14 protein-coding genes and 1 tRNA gene are annotated in these 15,790 nt (G+C 67.6%); 2 read left to right on the plus strand and 13 right to left on the minus strand.

The features are described 5' to 3' along the window. Positions 1–40 precede the first annotated feature (40 nt). The 7 genes from folE to WEB06_17885 all read right to left on the minus strand — a co-directional run bounded on the left by folE (position 41) and on the right by WEB06_17885 (position 6,427). Positions 41–685, minus strand: coding sequence for a GTP cyclohydrolase I FolE (gene folE, locus WEB06_17855; protein ID MEX2557481.1), 645 nt, complete (start codon positions 683–685; stop codon positions 41–43). Next, a complete protein-coding gene (ftsH, locus tag WEB06_17860) occupies positions 682–2,568 on the minus strand; it encodes an ATP-dependent zinc metalloprotease FtsH (protein ID MEX2557482.1) in 1,887 nt (628 codons plus the stop codon). The genes folE and ftsH overlap by 4 nt, the downstream gene beginning before the upstream one ends. 254 nt (positions 2,569–2,822) lie before the next feature. Then, on the minus strand, positions 2,823–3,092 hold the full coding sequence (locus tag WEB06_17865; GenBank protein MEX2557483.1) for a hypothetical protein: 270 nt from the start codon (positions 3,090–3,092) through the stop codon (positions 2,823–2,825). A 24-nt stretch (positions 3,093–3,116) separates the two neighbouring features. Continuing rightward, positions 3,117–3,665: a hypoxanthine phosphoribosyltransferase gene (hpt, locus tag WEB06_17870; GenBank protein MEX2557484.1), complete on the minus strand. Its 549-nt coding sequence runs from the start codon at positions 3,663–3,665 to the stop codon at positions 3,117–3,119. Beyond that, positions 3,662–5,041: a tRNA lysidine(34) synthetase TilS gene (tilS, locus tag WEB06_17875; GenBank protein ID MEX2557485.1), complete on the minus strand. Its 1,380-nt coding sequence runs from the start codon at positions 5,039–5,041 to the stop codon at positions 3,662–3,664. The genes hpt and tilS overlap by 4 nt, the downstream gene beginning before the upstream one ends. Positions 5,042–5,045: 4 nt before the next feature. Further along, complete coding sequence (locus WEB06_17880) at positions 5,046–6,107, minus strand: zinc-dependent metalloprotease (GenBank protein ID MEX2557486.1); 1,062 nt, start codon at positions 6,105–6,107, stop codon at positions 5,046–5,048. Positions 6,108–6,154: 47 nt separating this feature from the next. Continuing rightward, complete coding sequence (locus WEB06_17885; GenBank protein ID MEX2557487.1) at positions 6,155–6,427, minus strand: hypothetical protein; 273 nt, start codon at positions 6,425–6,427, stop codon at positions 6,155–6,157. A 221-nt stretch (positions 6,428–6,648) separates the two neighbouring features. Here WEB06_17885 and WEB06_17890 point away from each other — a divergent pair, with 221 nt between their 5' ends. Continuing rightward, positions 6,649–6,918 carry a WhiB family transcriptional regulator gene (locus WEB06_17890; GenBank protein MEX2557488.1) on the plus strand — a complete coding sequence of 90 codons (270 nt, stop codon included), beginning with the start codon at positions 6,649–6,651 and terminating at the stop codon, positions 6,916–6,918. A 104-nt stretch (positions 6,919–7,022) separates the two neighbouring features. Here the strand turns inward: WEB06_17890 and WEB06_17895 are convergent. The 5 genes from WEB06_17895 to topA all read right to left on the minus strand — a co-directional run bounded on the left by WEB06_17895 (position 7,023) and on the right by topA (position 13,237). Beyond that, positions 7,023–7,097, minus strand: a tRNA-Thr gene (locus WEB06_17895). Beyond that, positions 7,088–7,561, minus strand: a complete 474-nt coding sequence (locus WEB06_17900; GenBank protein ID MEX2557489.1) for a cyclic nucleotide-binding domain-containing protein — start codon at positions 7,559–7,561, stop codon at positions 7,088–7,090. Before WEB06_17900 ends, WEB06_17895 begins: the two co-directional genes overlap by 10 nt. Before the next feature lie 55 nt (positions 7,562–7,616). Continuing rightward, positions 7,617–8,777 (minus strand): DNA polymerase III subunit delta', encoded by a 1,161-nt coding sequence (holB, locus tag WEB06_17905; protein ID MEX2557490.1) that lies wholly within the window; start codon positions 8,775–8,777, stop codon positions 7,617–7,619. Then, entirely contained in the window at positions 8,777–10,840 is a 2,064-nt protein-coding gene (tmk, locus tag WEB06_17910; protein ID MEX2557491.1) for a dTMP kinase, read from the minus strand. The genes holB and tmk overlap by 1 nt, the downstream gene beginning before the upstream one ends. 45 nt (positions 10,841–10,885) lie before the next feature. Beyond that, complete coding sequence (gene topA / locus WEB06_17915) at positions 10,886–13,237, minus strand: type I DNA topoisomerase (GenBank protein MEX2557492.1); 2,352 nt, start codon at positions 13,235–13,237, stop codon at positions 10,886–10,888. 146 nt (positions 13,238–13,383) lie between these two features. Between topA and WEB06_17920 the strand changes: the two genes are divergently transcribed. Next, positions 13,384–14,004, plus strand: a complete 621-nt coding sequence (locus WEB06_17920) for a DedA family protein (protein MEX2557493.1) — start codon at positions 13,384–13,386, stop codon at positions 14,002–14,004. On the opposite strand, the gene WEB06_17925 is transcribed toward WEB06_17920, so the two are convergent. Then, entirely contained in the window at positions 13,904–15,784 is a 1,881-nt protein-coding gene (locus WEB06_17925) for a hypothetical protein (GenBank protein MEX2557494.1), read from the minus strand. The genes WEB06_17920 and WEB06_17925 overlap by 101 nt on opposite strands. Between the last annotated feature and the right edge of the window lie 6 nt (positions 15,785–15,790).

Consider the following 15,790-nt stretch of genomic DNA (forward strand, 5'->3'; position numbering starts at 1 on the left):
GTCATGTCTGTCATGACAGTCACTTCCGAGAGAAGCATGTCTAAGCGCCGGCGCGTGCGAGCGAAAGAACCTCGGCGCGGGCGGCGAGATCGTTCGCGAACAGGCCCCGGAACTCTGTGGTGAGCACCGTCGAGCCCGGCTTCCGGACGCCTCGCATCGTCATGCACCCATGCTCGGCTTCGACCACGACCGCCACGGCAGACGGCGCCAGCGCTGCTTCGAGCGCGTCGGCCACCTGACGAACGAGCCGTTCCTGCACCTGAGGACGGCGTGCCAGAACCTCGACGACGCGCGCCAGCTTCGAGAGGCCCGTGATGCGCCCGTCGGCGCCCGGCACGTAACCGACCGAAGCTCTTCCCGAGAAAGGCAGAAGGTGGTGCTCGCAGATCGAGGTGAACGCGATGTCGCGCACCAAGATCAGCCCGGTGCCGCGCTCGTCGGCGAGCGGCTCGACGACCGACGCGGGATCGATCGACATCCCGGCGAAAAGGTCCGCGTAGGCCTCGGCGACGCGGCGCGGCGTCTCGACGAGCCCCTCGCGCGACGGATCGTCCCCGATCGCGATCAGAAGCTCGCGCACCGCAGCCTCGACGCGCGCGCGATCGACCTTCGACGAAGCTCGATCGGGTTCTTCCGCGAGCGCCTCAGAAGCGTCGACGACGACCCGCGGGTTCCAGGTCGTCACTTGCCGTTGCGCTTGACGCTGCGACGCGCGGGTGCCGCCGCGCCGCCGCGGACCGCCTTGCCGTTCGGGCTCCGGGCCGGCCGCTTCGTCACCGGAGCGAGGAGGCGCTTCAGCTCTTCCTTCTCGATCGTTTCCTTCTCGAGCAGCGCATCGACGATGTCATCGAGCGCGGGACGGTACTGGGTGAGGATCTCGAGCGCTTCGGCGTGTGCTTCGTCGATCAGGCGGCGGATCTCCTTGTCGATCTCGAACGCGATCGTGTCCGAGTAGTCGGCGTGCGACGAGAAGTCGCGACCGAGGAAGACCTGCCCTTCCTTCTGGCCGAGCGTGAGCGGGCCGAGCTTGTCGCTCATCCCGTACTCGGTGACCATCTGCCGCGCCATCTTGGTGGCCCGGTCGATATCGTCCTGCGCGCCCGTGGTCGGGTCGTCGAACACCATCTCCTCAGCGACGCGTCCGCCGAGGAACATGGCGAGGTCGTCGATCATCTCGCTGCGCGTGACGAGGAACTTGTCCTCCGTCGGCAGCGAGAGCGTGTACCCGAGCGCGCGACCGCGGGGGATGATCGAGATCTTGTGGACCGGGTCCGCGTTCGGCAGCGCGTGGCCGACCAGGGCGTGTCCGGCCTCGTGGTATGCGATGACGCGCTTCTCCTTGTCGGAGATGACACGCGACTTGCGCTCCGGCCCGGCGACGACACGGTCGATCGACTCCTCCAGCTCGTGCATCCCGATCTCTTTCTTGCCGCCGCGCGCGGTCAGCAGCGCCGCCTCGTTCATGACGTTCGCGAGGTCGGCGCCGGTGAATCCGGGCGTGCGGCGAGCAAGCACCTCGAGCTCGGCGCCGGCGATGATCGGCTTACCGCGGGCGTGGACCTCGAGGATCGCGAGGCGGCCCTTCAGGTCCGGCCGGTCGACCACGATCTGCCGGTCGAAGCGTCCCGGGCGGAGGAGCGCCGGGTCCAGGATGTCGGGCCGGTTGGTCGCCGCGATCATGATGACGCCGGTCTTCGCGTCGAAGCCGTCCATCTCGACGAGCAGCTGGTTCAGCGTCTGTTCGCGCTCGTCGTGGCCGCCGCCGAGACCGGCGCCGCGCTGGCGGCCGACGGCGTCGATCTCGTCCACGAACACGATGGAGGGCGCGTTCTGCTTCGCCTGCTCGAACAGGTCGCGGACGCGGGCTGCACCGACGCCGACGAACATCTCGACGAAGTCCGAGCCGGAGATCGAGAAGAACGGAACCCCCGCCTCGCCGGCCACGGCCCTTGCGAGCAGCGTCTTGCCCGAGCCCGGCGGCCCGTACAGCAGGACGCCCTTCGGGATCTTCGCGCCAACCGCCTGGAACTTGGCGGGGTTCTCGAGGAAGTCCTTGACCTCGACGAGCTCCTCGACGGCCTCATCGACGCCGGCGACATCCTTGAAGGTGACCTTGGGCATGTCCTTGGTGACCAGACGCGCTTTCGCCTTGCCGAACGACATGACGCGGTTGCCGCCGCCCTGCATCTGGTTCATGAAGAAGAAGAACAGCAAGATGATCAGCAAGAACGGTAAGAGCTGGAAGATGATCGACAGGATCGGCGACGTGCTCTGCGTGTCGACCTTGAGCTCGATGTCGTCACGCTCCTGGAGCAGGTTCGTGATGTCGTCGGCGTAGTCGGTCGGGTACGTCACGCTGTAGGGCTTGTCGTCGGTGAACTCGCCCTCTACACGTTTGTCCCGGTCGAGGATCGTCGCGGTTTTGATGCGGCCGTCGCGAACCGCGTCGGTGAACTGATCCAGCGTCAGCGGCTTGTCTTGTGTGCCGCCGAAGTACGACAGGATCGCCCAGAGGACGATGAGTACGAGGATCAGGTAGACGGCGGGGCCACGGAAAAGACGCCCCATCGGCGTCTGAGGCTGCTGCGGAGCCTTCCCTGTGCGAAGCGGTGGCATGGATCCTTGCTTTCTCCCTTGTGGGGAACTCTAACGTAGTTCGAACACCGGCGAAGGTCGCATGAGCCGCGGAAGGGTCAGGCTAGCACCGCGGTCCGGCCCCCGTCGACGCTCCGGCTCCCTGAGCAGGTTAAACGCTCCGCAGACGCACGACATTCCTCGCAGTCTCTATCGGGCGAAGCTGAGGGTGGCCTGAGCGCTCGCCCTCAGCCGGCCCGGCCGAGAACGGTGATCCGGACGCCCTGCCCCTCGCGCAAGCCGAGCGACTGCACGACGTCCATCGGAACAAGCAATCCGGGCGTGCGGAGCGAACCATGCACCTTGCCGGTGAACTCCTGGCCTCTCATCGATGCACGAAGCGTGTCCCCCGGCCTGAGGCCCAGGTCACTCACGACTTCGGCGGCGATCGGGACCCGCGCGTACGGGCTCTTGTTGTGCATGGTCATCTCGAGGGTCGCTCGGAACATCCTTGCCATCTGCCCTGCTCAGCCCCTTAGTCTTCAGTCTTCGTAAAGGTGGGGCTTGAGTGTACCCACGTAGCTCAGATTCCGGTAACGCTCGCCGTAGTCGAGGCCGTAGCCGACCACGAACACCGGCGGCAGGGCGAAACCGTGATACCGGACGTCGAGCTCCACCTTCTGGACCTCGGGTTTCGACAGGAGCGCGCACACTTCGAGCGTCGCGGGACGGCGGCCTTTGAGGTTCTTCATGAGATACGACAGCGTAAGGCCTGAGTCGATGATGTCCTCGACGATCAGCACGTCACGTCCCGAGATGTCGAGGTCGAGGTCCTTCATGATGCGCACGACACCGCTCGTCTTGGTCGCCGACCCGTAGGACGAGACGGCCATGAAATCCAGCTCGAGCGGGATCGTGATGTGCCGGGCGAGATCGCTCATCAGCATGAAGGCGCCCTTCAGGACGCCGACGAGGAGCAGGTCGCGACCGCGGTAGTCCTCGGATATCTGCTTGCCGAGCTCGCCCACCTTCGACTGGATCTCGTCGTCCGTTACGAGGATCCGATCGATGTCCGCGTTGAGCTCCGTCACTTCTCCCCCTCCTGCTCGACCTCGAGCCACAGGAACCGTCGCGTTCCGGCGGTGACCTTGAACCGGTCGTCCGGCCGGTGTCCCACCACCCACACGATGTCGGCGCCGGAGGTGATCAGGGGGACCCGATCACGCTCGGAGCGCGGCACCTTCGCGTCGGTGAAGAAGTCCCCGAGCCTTTTGTCTCCGCGCATGCCGAGCGGACGGAACCGGTCGCCGCGTCGCGGAGAGCGCGCGACGATCGGCGGGCGGGTCCGCGCCGCGTCGAGGACGCAGACCCGCCGGCCGTCGGGCCACGCCCGCGGCGGCTGAGTCTCGATCCACGTTCGCATGCGCATCGACCAGGGGGGAAGGTCGGTGACGCCGGGGAGCGCGACCGTGACCGGCCCGGAGGGTTCCGGATCGGGCGTCGCGCGCCCGACGAGCAGGGAACCATAGGAAAGGGTCGCATTCAAGGGTGACGGCAGTCGGACCTGGTCACCGGTCGACCCTTCCCGGCAAAGCCGCAGGACGCGGTCGGTGTGCTCGGCATCGAGCGAGACCGCGCGCCGCACGACTCGACGCTGCAGCGCGACCGGGAGGGCGAGGAGCCGGTCGACGGGGAAGCGCAGCCCGCCGCCCGGGACGATCTCGGGCTCGAGCGCCTCGGCCGCCAGCTCGTCGAGGAGCGCGTCTTCGTCCCGGGCCAGATCGGCGAGCCGCGCGAGCGCCTCGGGCGTCCGCACGTTGAACCGTTCGATGAGGAACGGCAGCAGCTCGGCGCGGACGGCGTTCCGGGTGAACGCGGTGTCGGTGTTGGTCGGGTCGCGCCGGGGTCTCAGCCGCAGCGCGCGACAGAAACGTTCGGTGTCGTCGCGTCGCAAGGCGATCAGGGGCCTGATCACACGGCCGCGCACCGGTGGGATACCGCCGAGCCCGTGTGTCCCCGTGCCGGCCAGCACGCGCATCAGGACGGTCTCGGCCTGGTCGTCGAGCGTGTGCCCCGTCGCGATCGTGGCCTCCCCCAGCGAGTCGGCCACCTCTTCCAGGAAGGCATAGCGGCGGTCGCGAGCGGCTTCCTCGGGCGAGCGACCCTTCGGGACGAAGCTCGCGTCGGCGGCGCGAACCGTCGCCGGAAGGCCGAGCCGCGCGGCGGCTCGCCCGACGAACGTTGCGTCGGCGGCGGACGCCTCGCGCAGGCGGTGGTCGAAATGGGCGACGTGCAGCTCCAGATCGAGCGCCGGCCGAAGGCGGGCGAGCGCGTGGAGCAGACAGAGGGAGTCGGGACCTCCGCTGACGGCCACAACGACCGTCTCTCCCCCTTTGAGCATCCCGCGCTGAGCGATCGTCGAACGGACGCGGGCGACGATCTCGCGGACCGCACGCGGCTCGTTCACGAGCTCAGCTCTGGGAGGGCGGTTGCTCGCGGAGGACGCGCGCGAGCCAAGCCTGTACATCGGTCAGCTCATCGAGCGTCGGCAGGTTCTCGGCTCGCTCCCAAACCAGGTTCACTCCGCGCATCCCCGCGGAGGCCTCCACGGCCGACACGAACGTCTCGCCCTGTGAGTACTGGGCGTACTTCATGTCGAGGCCCATCGCCCGCTGCAGCGTACGCTCCGCCATGTTCGTGTTCTGACGTTTCGCCGTCAGCGCCTCTTTCATCTCGGCGAACGTCGCGATGTGTTCCGCGCCGACGCGATCCATGACGAAGTTGCCGTGTCCCTCGACGACGGTCATGAGCGACTGCATGGATGCAACGACCTCCCGCTGGGCCGGCGACAAGAAAAGGGTCAGGAGATTCGCGCTCTTCCACGCTTGCGGGCCCTTCGCGATGAGCGAGCGGACGTTTTCGATCGCTTCGCGGACGCGTTTGGCATCGAGCTCCGCCGTCGAGAGGTATCTCTCGATGAGCCCGGCGACGTGGTCGCGGAGCCATGGGACGGCCACGAACTGGGTGCGGTGCGTTACTTCGTGGAGCGCGATCCAGAGACGGAAATCCTCGGGGTGGAACCGCCAGCGACGCTCTGCAGCCACGATGTTCGGGCCGACGAAGTACACCTTGCCTGCGCCTCCGGTCGCGAGCAGCAGGTCGTACTGACCGAGAACCTTCTGGGAGAGATAACCGAGCAGCAGCCCCACCTGGAAGCCGATCGCGCTCCGGCCGAGCCGCCCGCCGGCCTTCATCCCGCCGAAGCGCTCCGCGAGCGGGTGCAGCATCGCGCGGAAGCCCTCGACGTTGGCGTTGATCCAGCCGGCCCGGTCGACCACGACGGGCGCGCCGGCCGGCTCTCCGGGACGTAAGCCGGTGAATTCCGTGACCAATCCGTCGGCGACGCGAACGAACTCCCCGAAGTCGCCGCGAACCTTGGCTCGATCGGCGGCGGATACCTCAGGGCCGGTGCCTGCGACCGCGCGCGCAACGCGGGAAGCAAGTCCCCAGTCGGCGACCTCTGCGGGCGGCATACCGGGTCACACGCTACCGCGTGGGGGAGGAGCTCGTGGAGGCTCGCTCAGGAAGAGGCCTGCGGCGGTCCGGCCGGGCGCTCGGTTCGGCGGAATCCGGGAGCCTGCACCAGATAGCCCACGATGGTGAGGATCAGTGTGAGCGACGCGATCGCGATGGTTGCGATGGCCATGTAGAACGTCCACGACTTCGACGGTGCCGGGTTGGGCAGCAAGCTCGGCGTTCCGGTGGGCGAGGGGCTCTGGGCGAACGCCGGACCGGCCGTCAGCACAAACGTGACGACCGCGACCCCGAAACACCGAACGAATGAGCCCGCCAAAGCGCCGAAATGCTACCACAGCCCCTTCCGGGCTCCTGGTGTTCCCGAACGCACGAGCCTGGTCGGGGGCCACGCGCGGCGTGCACGACCGCACAGCCGGTGGAACGAGGGCACGAATCACTCGGGAAACGCGTGATCCCCCGAAAAACAGGCCGTTTCGAGGGTTTAACTATTGCAACCGCGGTGTTAAACTCTAGCTAGCACCCAGAGGAGGAGTTCCCATGAACGAGGCTCGAATGACGTGGCAGGAAGATGGTTCCTGTCGCGGCGTCGACCCCGAGGTTTTCTTCCCGATCTCAGACGACGAGGCGTGGCGCGCGAGGGAGATCTGCACCGCGTGCGCCGTGAAGACGGACTGCCTCGCGTTCTCGCTGCAGAACCGGGAGCGTTACGGTGTCTGGGGCGGGGTCACGGAGCGCGAACGCCAGGAGATGTTCCGTCGCGGCGTCGCGCAGCGCGTGCTCGCCGAAGCGCTCCAGCGCGCCGGCTAGCAACCTGAGACTAGTTCTCCATAACCCGCCCGAAGGGCGGCGCGCTGATCCTCACCACCGTCAAAAGCATGCGCGTAGGCGCGACCCGAGGGTTGGATGCTGGGTGGAGCCGGAGGGGAGATTTGAACTCCCGACCTGCCGCTTACGAGGCGGCTGCTCTGCCCCTGAGCTACTCCGGCGGAGAAACGGGGGCCATGGTAGCACGCGATTTTGCGGCCCCCGGATCGATCCGTCGCGCTTCCTCCTCGAGGATCCGTAACGCGATCCGAGGCTGCCGAACGAGGAGCGGGCGGAAGTCGCTCCGCAAGATCCCGAGGCACACCGTCCGCTCCGTCGCGACGACCGACGCGGTCCGAGGGGTCCCCTCGAGCAACGCGATCTCACCGAAGAACTGGCCCGATCCGATGCGATTCACCTCCGCACCCTCCTGCAAGACGACGGCCGCACCGGAGAGCAACAGATAGAAGCCCAGACCTTCCTCGCCTTCGGGAACGATCACGGCGCCGTCCTCGAAGCTCAACAGATGCGCGAGCGATGCGATGTCGCGAAGGTCCTCGCCGGAGCAACCCGCGAACAACGGCACCCTCGCGAGCGCCCGCGCGGTGTCGTTCGGATCGAGCCGGATGAGTCGCCTTTCCGCCATCGTGCCTCCACGGTAAAGGTTCGACGCGACCGGGGAAAGTCCTTTGATCGGCGCGTCAGTGAACGGGGAACGCGCCGAGCCCCGCGAACAGCGCCTCGAGCGCGAGCCGCGGAGCGGCGTTGCGTTCGATCGCCAGTCGCGTGCGCTCGATGAGTTCGAGCGCACGGAGCGCGGAAGACGGATCCGACCGCAGGCGCGGCGCCGCGTCGTCGACCATGAGTTCCTCGCCGGCGCCGACGGCGCCGATCAAGCGGTCGCGGTAGGCGGTCGCGAGATCGTCGAGCGTGTAGAGATACGTGTCGAGCTCCGCGCGCCGCGCCTCGCGCTTCTGCCGGTCGGCGAGCCGCTTGCGCTGCGACGCGGTTCCGCGTCCGTCGCCGATGAGCTCGGCCAGATCCTCGAGCTCGCGCTCGTGCTGCTTCCGCAGCGCTGCGGCTGCGTCTTCGGCTTCGGCTCGTATCTCTTCGGCAGCGCGGATCGCTTCGGAGAGCTCCGCCGACGCGAGTCGCGCGAGAAGGCCCAGGTGCGCGAGCCTTCGCGTCCCCGCCTCGGGGTCGAAGGCGAGCCGCAACGCCCGGGCGAGGTTGCCGCCGACGCGGGCGGCCCACGCGGCGCGCTCGGCGTCGAGGTTGTGCTGCTCCACGAGCACCCGGCGGATCGCCTGAGGTCCGAGCGGTACGAAGTCGATCCGCCGGCACCGCGACACCACGGTCTCGGGCAGCCCTTGGGCGTCCGCCGTCACGAGGAGGAACACCACCCCGGCCGGCGGCTCCTCGAGCACCTTCAGCAACGAGTTCGCGGCGTGCGGGTTCATCTGCGACGCGTCCTCGATCACGAAGACCTTCGCGGAGCCTTCGATGGCCGTCCGGTGAGCTTCGGGGATCACCCCCCGGTCGGTCGTCGAGCCCCGGATCTGGTCGACGAGGATCTGCTGACCCTCGGGGACGATCAGATGCACGTCCGGGTGCGCCCAGCGAAGCACCTTCGCGCACGACGAACACTCGCCGCATCCGACGCCGCCGGAGGGACAGTTCAGCGCGGCGGCGAACGCGAGCGCCGCCGGCCGGCGACCGACCCCCTCGGGCCCGACGAAGAGCCATGCGTGACCGGGGCTGCCCGAGGAGAGCGCCTCGCCGAGCGCGGCGACCGCGGCCTCTTGCCCGACGAGCCGCGACCACATCTGCGGAAGCGGTGCGCGTTCGGGCTTGCTCGCCATCAGATGCCTTCCCGCATGAATGGGAGGATCGCCGTTCTGACCTGACGCTGCACCTCTTCGATCGAGCCTGCCGCGTCGATGACGGCGAAGCGGCTCGGGAACGACCGCGCGAGGTGGAGGTACGCCTCGCCGACCTTGCGATGGAACGCGACGTCCTCCTGCTCCATGCGGTCGGGGTCGCCTTTCGTTCGCGCGAGGCCGAGCTCCGCGTCGAGGTGGAGCAGCAGCACGAGATCCGGAAGCATCTCGTCGGTCGCCCACGCGTTCAGCCGCATGACGTCGTCCTCACCCAAGCCGCGGGCGATCCCCTGATACGCCAGCGACGAGTCGAGGTAACGGTCGCAAAGCACGATCGATCCGACCTCGAGCGCCGGCCGGATCACCTCCGAGACGTGCTGGGCGCGACTGGCCGCATACAGCAAGGCTTCGGTCTTCGGATCCATCTCTTTGCAGTCGGGGTCGAGCACCACGTGACGGATGCGCTCGGCTATGCGCGTGCCGCCGGGCTCGCGCGTCACGACAACCTTCCTTCCTTGGGCTTCGAGCACTTCATACAAGAGCTTCACCTGCGTCGATTTCCCGCAGCCCTCGACGCCCTCGAAAGCGAAGAACAGGCCGCGGCGCTCGCCCCCGGAGATCGGGCGAGGGTGGAACTGTAGACCCTTGATGCGACCGCGAACCTTCCCGATGATGGCCTTCGGTCGCATAGCGCGGATCGCGGTGATCCCCGCCAGCATCAGGAACCCGCCGCCCGCCCACATCACGACGCGTACGCCTGCCAGGTCGATGATGTATCCGCCGGCGTGAACGGTGTGATTGCCGATCGCCCCGGCGAGCAGCGGCCAGCCGCCGAGCGCCACGAACAGCGACAGCATGATCCCGGTGTACAGCGTCGCGAAGGTGCGGCCGCGGAGCCGGTCCTCGACGCGCTCTTGGAGCAGCGTGAAGATCGTGACCCACGCGACGCCGGCGCCGAACCCGACGAAGAGCGTCGCAGCGATCGCCGGAGTAATCGACGTCATCGACGAGACGATGATCACCGAGAAGCCTGAGAGGATCAGCCCCAATGGGAAGATGCGCTCGCGAGCCACCCGTCGCGCGATCGCGCCGGCCGTGATCATGCCGCCGACGAGCCCGATGCCGACGGCGACGATCAGCGCGCCCCACGCCGTCTGTGCGGCCGCCTTGGAGCCGTCCACGATCCGTGAGGCGAAGATCGGGCCGAGGGCGATAACCGCTCCCCCGCCGGTGAAGGCGATCCATGCGCCCGTGACGAGCGTGCGTACGGTCCGGTCGGAGCGGACGAACCGCAAACCCTCCGCGAAATCGCGGAAGGCATGGGCCGCGTCGAACGTTTCGGTCAGCGCGCGCTTGGCTTTCATGAGGTGCGCCGGGAACGTGGCGACCATCGCGGCGGAGAAGAGGAACGTCAGGGCATCGACGAAGAACGCGAGCGACGTCGGATGCTCCTTCAACACGCTGAAGGCGCTTATGTTGCTGCCGAGCACGCCCGCCAGCCCGCCGAGGCCGGCGACGAGCGCGCCCGCGAGCGGGAACGTTCCGTAAGTAGTGATCAGCGAGAGTTGGTTCGCCGTCATCAGCTCGTGCCGCTCGACCAGGTTGGGGAGCGTCGCCTCCTTCGCCGGGGACCACAGCAGCGTGAGCATCTCCATCACCGCGGACACCAGGAACAGCGCCCAGAGGTGGCGGATCCACGGCAGCGAAGCGATCAGTCCGGCCCGCATGAGGTCGGCCGTGATCATCAAGCGCCGCCGGTCGAAGCGGTCGGCGAGCACCCCAGCGAACGGTCCGAAGAACAATCCCGGCACGACGCGGAAGAGGAGCACGCCGCCGACCGCGAACTCCGCGTTCCCTTCGGAGAGGTTCTGGACGAAGATCGTCAGGGCGAAGACGCCGAGCCAGTCCCCCAGGCTCGAAACGGTCGTGACCGCCCATAACCGGCGGAAGTAGCGGCGCTTCAGCAGCGAGAGAAGGGAAGAAGGCTTCTCACTCGGCGGGACGAGTTCGTGCTGCGTCGAGCGCTTCTCGGCTATGGCTTGGATCCTCCTGTCCGCCGGGGCCCCTCGCCCCTGCGGTCAGGGTAGCACTCAGGTTTCCGAGCCAGGCGTCTCTGAGGAGGCCGCGCTTTCGGCGGAAGGAGCCGCCCCGACGCGGGTTTTTTCGAGGGCGTCGGCGGTCGCCGCCTCGATCGCCTCGCGCTCGAACGTGCGCTCGCAAGCCAAGCATTTCGCGCCCGACTCGGCGTCGGCCACGACCGGGCCTTTGCACTCCGGGCACGCCCCGATCGGCGGCTCCCAGATCGCGTAATCGCAATCGGGATAGCGGTTGCACGACCAGAACGTCCGCTTCCGCTTCGTCCGCTTGCGGACGACACGGCCTTCCTTGCATTTCGGGCAGACGATCTCGGGGCCTTCGACCTCGTCGAGATTCTTCGTTCCCTTGCACTTCGGATAGTCCGGGCATCCGAGGAAGGCTCCGAACCGTCCCACTCGCTTGAGCATCGGCTTGCCGCAGATCGGGCACGGGATGTCGGTCTGCTCGGGCTCGGGACGACCCGGCTTCCCGTCGCCTCCCGCTTCCTCGACCGCCATCCTGGCCTTGCAATCGGGGAACCGCTCGCACGATAGGAACCAGCCGTAGCGACCCCACGTCTTCTTCATCTTCGCACCGGTCTCCGCGCCGCACTCCGGGCAGACGATGTCGGTGGTCTCCATCGGACGTTCGGCCTTCTCTTCGGCCCGCTCCGCGATCTCGGAGACCTCGTTGAAGAAGGTGCGGACGACCGGCTCCCAGTCGAGTTCGCCCTCTGCGATCTTGTCGAGCTCCTGTTCCATCTCAACGGTGAACCCGAGGTCGACGACCTTCGGGTAGACGTCGGACAGGAAGTCGCACACGACGATGCCGAGCTCGGTCGGAACCAGCCGTTTCCGATCGGACTCCACGTACTTGCGGTCGTGCAGCGTCGACATGATCTGCGCGTAGGTCGACGGCCGGCCGATGCCGAGCTCCTCGAGGGCTTTCACGAGAGACGCCTCGGTGAAGCGCGGCGGCGGCTCGGTGAAGTGCTGCGAGGGGGTCAGCTCGTTGAGCGCGAGCGACTGGCCTTCTTCGAGGTTGGGCAGCGCTCCCTCCTGCTCCTCTTCGGGCGTCGGATCGTCGCGGCCCTCGCTGTACACGCGCATGAAGCCGTCGAAGCGGACCGTCTGCCCGCTCGCGCGGAAGGTCCGTTCGCCGGCCGAAACGTCGACCGACACGGCGTCGAAGATCGCTTGCGCCATCTGGGACGCGACGGCACGCTGCCAGATAAGGGTGTATAGCCGGACCTGATCCTTCTCGAGGTAGCTCGCGACCGAGTCGGGGTCACGCAGCGCGGACGTGGGCCGGATGGCTTCGTGCGCCTCCTGCGCCCGCGACTGCTTCGACTTGAAGCGGCGCGGCTTGTCGAGCGCGTACTCCTTGCCGAAGCGATCCCGGACGACTTCGGAGATCTCGGTGAGGGCCTGATCCGCAACCTGCGGCGAGTCGGTTCGCATGTACGTGATCAAGCCGACCGATCCCTCGGTGCCGATCTCGACGCCTTCGTAGAGCTGCTGGGCGACGACCATCGTCCGCTTCGCCGAGAAGCCGAGCTTGCGCGAGGCTTCCTGCTGGAGCGTAGAGGTGATGAACGGAGGCGCGGGGTTCCGGCGGCGTTCCTGGCGCTTGACCTGCGCGACGCCCCACGACGCGTCGCGGACCTCGTCGACGACCGCTTGCGCCGTTGCTTCCTCGGGAAGCTCGAACTTCTCCTTCTCGAGGTACGGGTAACGCGCCGTGAATGTCTCGCCCTTGTCGGTGGCGAGCAGCGCCTCGATCGTCCAGTACTCGCGCGGCTCGAACGCCTGGATCTCGCGCTCGCGATCCACGACGAGACGCAGCGCCGCCGACTGGACGCGACCCGCGGAGATTCCGCTGCGGACCTTGCGCCACAGGATGGGAGAGATGCGATAGCCGACGATACGGTCCACCGCGCGCCGGGCTTGCTGCGCGTTGACCAAGTTGTCGTCGATGTCGCGCGGGTTGGCGAAAGCCTCGCGGATCGCCGTCTGCGTGATCTCGGTGAAGGTCACACGACGCGCGCGTTCGGGCGCCAGCTTCGCGGCGTCGGCGATGTGCCAGGCGATCGCCTCCCCCTCGCGGTCGTGGTCGGTCGCGAGGAAGACGGTCGGCGCGTCCTTGGCCTCCTTACGCAGGTCGGAGATGAACTTCTTCGCCTTCGTGATGACGTGATAGTCCATCTTGACGCCGCCGTTGACCTCGACGCCCAGCCCGGTTTTGGTCGACTTCGGCAGGTCCCGGACGTGACCCATCGAGGCCACGACGTGATAGTCCGGGCCCAAGTACTTGCCGATGGTCTTCGCCTTGGTCGGCGATTCGACTACGACGATGTTCTTCGCCATCAACTCTCCGAGAGGAGGTGGGTACGGGGGAGATGCGTATAGACCCTTCCGGGGCCGGGCTTGTAGCGCCGCATCCGCGCCCTGTCAACTGCTGGGGCCGCGACCAGGGCAGATAACGACGCTCGCGCGGATATCATTCCCGAGCCATGGAAGCGTTCGTCGAGGGGTTCGCGAAGCACGGCTACCTTGCCGTTTTCCTCCTGATGCTCGCAGAAACGGTCTTCCCGCCGATCCCCTCCGAGGTGACGATGCCGTTCGCCGGGTTCCTCGCATCCCCCGACCGGCCGCTCGACGCGATACAGCTCAATTTCTTCGCTGTGGCGCTCGCCGGCGTGCTGGGAAACGTGGTCGGTTCGTGGTTCTGGTACGGGGTCGGATGGAAGCTCGGTCGCGCCCCCCTCGACCGCTACGGCAAGTACGTCGGCGTCAAGCCCGCAGATCTGGACAAGGTCGAGCTCTGGTGGGGAAAGCACGGGACCAAGGCGGTTCTGTTCGGCCGCCTGATCCCGATGGTGCGTGCGTTCATCTCGCTTCCGGCGGGGATCGAGCGGATGCCCCTCGGGCGGTTCACGGTGTTCTCGGCCCTCGGCTTCTTGCCGTGGGTCTTCGCCCTGACGGCGGTCGGCTACCTGCTCGGGGAGAACTGGAACGCGATCGTCGGTGAGTTCAATCTGGCGAGCTACGTGATCGCCGGGCTGATCCTGGTTGCGGGGGCCGCGTATCTGATCCGACGCCGGCGAGCGGAACGTCACCCACCGGCGGAATGACCCCGAGGCCCGGCGCCAGCGACACGAGCAGCCACGCGTCGGCCGCGACGAACCAGAGGACCGCCCCCGAGTAGAAGCCGGAGTCCTCTAGCACCATCGACGCGAGCGCCATGAGCGCGCCGGCGAGCACCGCGACCCGAGCCCGCAGCGGGCCTTGCTCGGTTCGAAGCCCCCACGCGATCAGCGCTGCGAGCGTCACGAGCAGGAGTGTCACGAAGATCCAGCCACCGGAGAAGTCGCGGATGAGCTCGACGTTGAGCCGCAGGCGGCCTTCGATGAGATCCCGGGCCGCAGCCCAGCCGTCGCTCGAGATCCGCCGGGCGGCGCGTCCGCCGTGCGAGACCGGGGAACCCGCGTCTGCCAGGAGTGCGAGGACGAACGCGCCGACCGCGAGCGCTCCCGAGGCCAGCAGTTGCCCCAAGCTCGCGCGACGTCGCACGAGCGCGGTGATCGCAACGGCCGCACCCAAGACGAAGGTGAGTACGCCCACGAAGTTCGCGCCGATCGCCGGCGCTCCCACGACGATCGCCGCGCCGAGGGCGACGACGGCGAGGACCCGCGCCGCGAGTCCTGCGAGCACACCCCATACGACCATGCCCGACGCGATGATCGCCGCCTGAACGTTCTGCGCTCCGAAGAACCGCCAGGAAACCAGGGGGTTCCCCCAGATCGACAACCCCGGCTCACTGCCGGGGTTGAGCGGCGCAATCGCGACGAGGACGGCGAAGCCGAAGGCCGAGCCGAACCCGACACGAGCCATCGTTCGGACGGGGTCACGCGGATCGATCGCCGCGCCGAGCAGGGCTCCGACGAAGATAGGTATCGCGCGCACCCCCCAGGCGGAGCTCGGGATGAACTCCGCGAGCACCCAGCCGGGGAGCACGAACACCGCTGCTTGCGCGAGACGCATCGCAAGCGTGGTGCGACTCAGCTTGCGCAGGAGCCATGCGAAGATCACGAGCAGCCCGCCCGTCCCAACGGCTGAGGCTGCGAGCCCGGGCGCGAACGAGTCGTCACGCTCGAGCCTGCTCGCGAGCGAATCGACTCGCTGCAGCGCATCCGGATCCGGCTCGCTCGTGAGCGGCTCTCCGATGAAGCCTTCTGGTATCGGCGAGACGCCGAGTCGATCGAGGATGGTTACGCCGAGGTCGTAAGGCGTCACGATGCCGGGCCGCCGCGTGATACCTCCCTTCAAGACGCCCGGCGGCGACGACCGTCCCCGCTCTAAGCAGGCTCTCTCGCAGATCCCGATGCGAACCGGGCTTCGGTCGCCGACGCCGAGCACGATGACCGGTCCATCCGTGATGCCGATGATCCTGTCCATCGTTGTCGCGCTGGAGAGCGAGTAGACCTCGAGCCTCCGGTCGCCCCCGAAGGAAGGGTTGAAACCGGGCTCGAACGCAGCTTCGATCGCCTCGATCACCTCCCGACGGCCTTCGAGCCCAGGGGGGAACACTTGCACCCTGTCCGAGCGCAGCGCCTGCGGAAGGCTCGGTGGCTGGTCATCTGCGTCGGGCTCCTGGCTCGGAGACCCGTAACCGACCTCACGGATGAAACGAACCGGATCGCGGCTCGGCGGAAAGACGCCCAGCCCTACTTGGAATGGGCGCGATGCGAAAACGCTCAGCGCCTCGGTCTCGGGAAGGACGACGAATGCCGCCCTCCTCGGCGCGGCATCCGGCGGGGTTTGAGCGCCGACTCCACGGACACTTCCGAGGACGCCGACCGCACTTGCTACAAGCAGCGCGATCGCAGGGATCGCCGCGCGTTTGGAGGCCATCCGACC

This window comes from Actinomycetota bacterium, assembly GCA_040905475.1.
GTDB lineage: Bacteria > Actinomycetota > AC-67 > AC-67 > AC-67 > DATFGK01.

Excerpts from the sequence above, each read along its gene's own strand:
- ftsH (MEX2557482.1), bottom strand. The coding sequence starts at position 2,568 with ATGGGGCGTCTTTTCCGTGGCCCCGCCGTCTACCTGATCCTCGTACTC.
- WEB06_17865 (MEX2557483.1), bottom strand. The coding sequence starts at position 3,092 with ATGGCAAGGATGTTCCGAGCGACCCTCGAGATGACCATGCACAACAAG.
- WEB06_17880 (MEX2557486.1), bottom strand. The coding sequence starts at position 6,107 with ATGCCGCCCGCAGAGGTCGCCGACTGGGGACTTGCTTCCCGCGTTGCG.
- WEB06_17890 (MEX2557488.1), top strand. The coding sequence starts at position 6,649 with ATGAACGAGGCTCGAATGACGTGGCAGGAAGATGGTTCCTGTCGCGGC.
- WEB06_17900 (MEX2557489.1), bottom strand. The coding sequence starts at position 7,561 with ATGGCGGAAAGGCGACTCATCCGGCTCGATCCGAACGACACCGCGCGG.
- holB (MEX2557490.1), bottom strand. The coding sequence starts at position 8,777 with ATGGCGAGCAAGCCCGAACGCGCACCGCTTCCGCAGATGTGGTCGCGG.
- topA (MEX2557492.1), bottom strand. The coding sequence starts at position 13,237 with ATGGCGAAGAACATCGTCGTAGTCGAATCGCCGACCAAGGCGAAGACC.
- WEB06_17920 (MEX2557493.1), top strand. The coding sequence starts at position 13,384 with ATGGAAGCGTTCGTCGAGGGGTTCGCGAAGCACGGCTACCTTGCCGTT.
- WEB06_17925 (MEX2557494.1), bottom strand. The coding sequence starts at position 15,784 with ATGGCCTCCAAACGCGCGGCGATCCCTGCGATCGCGCTGCTTGTAGCA.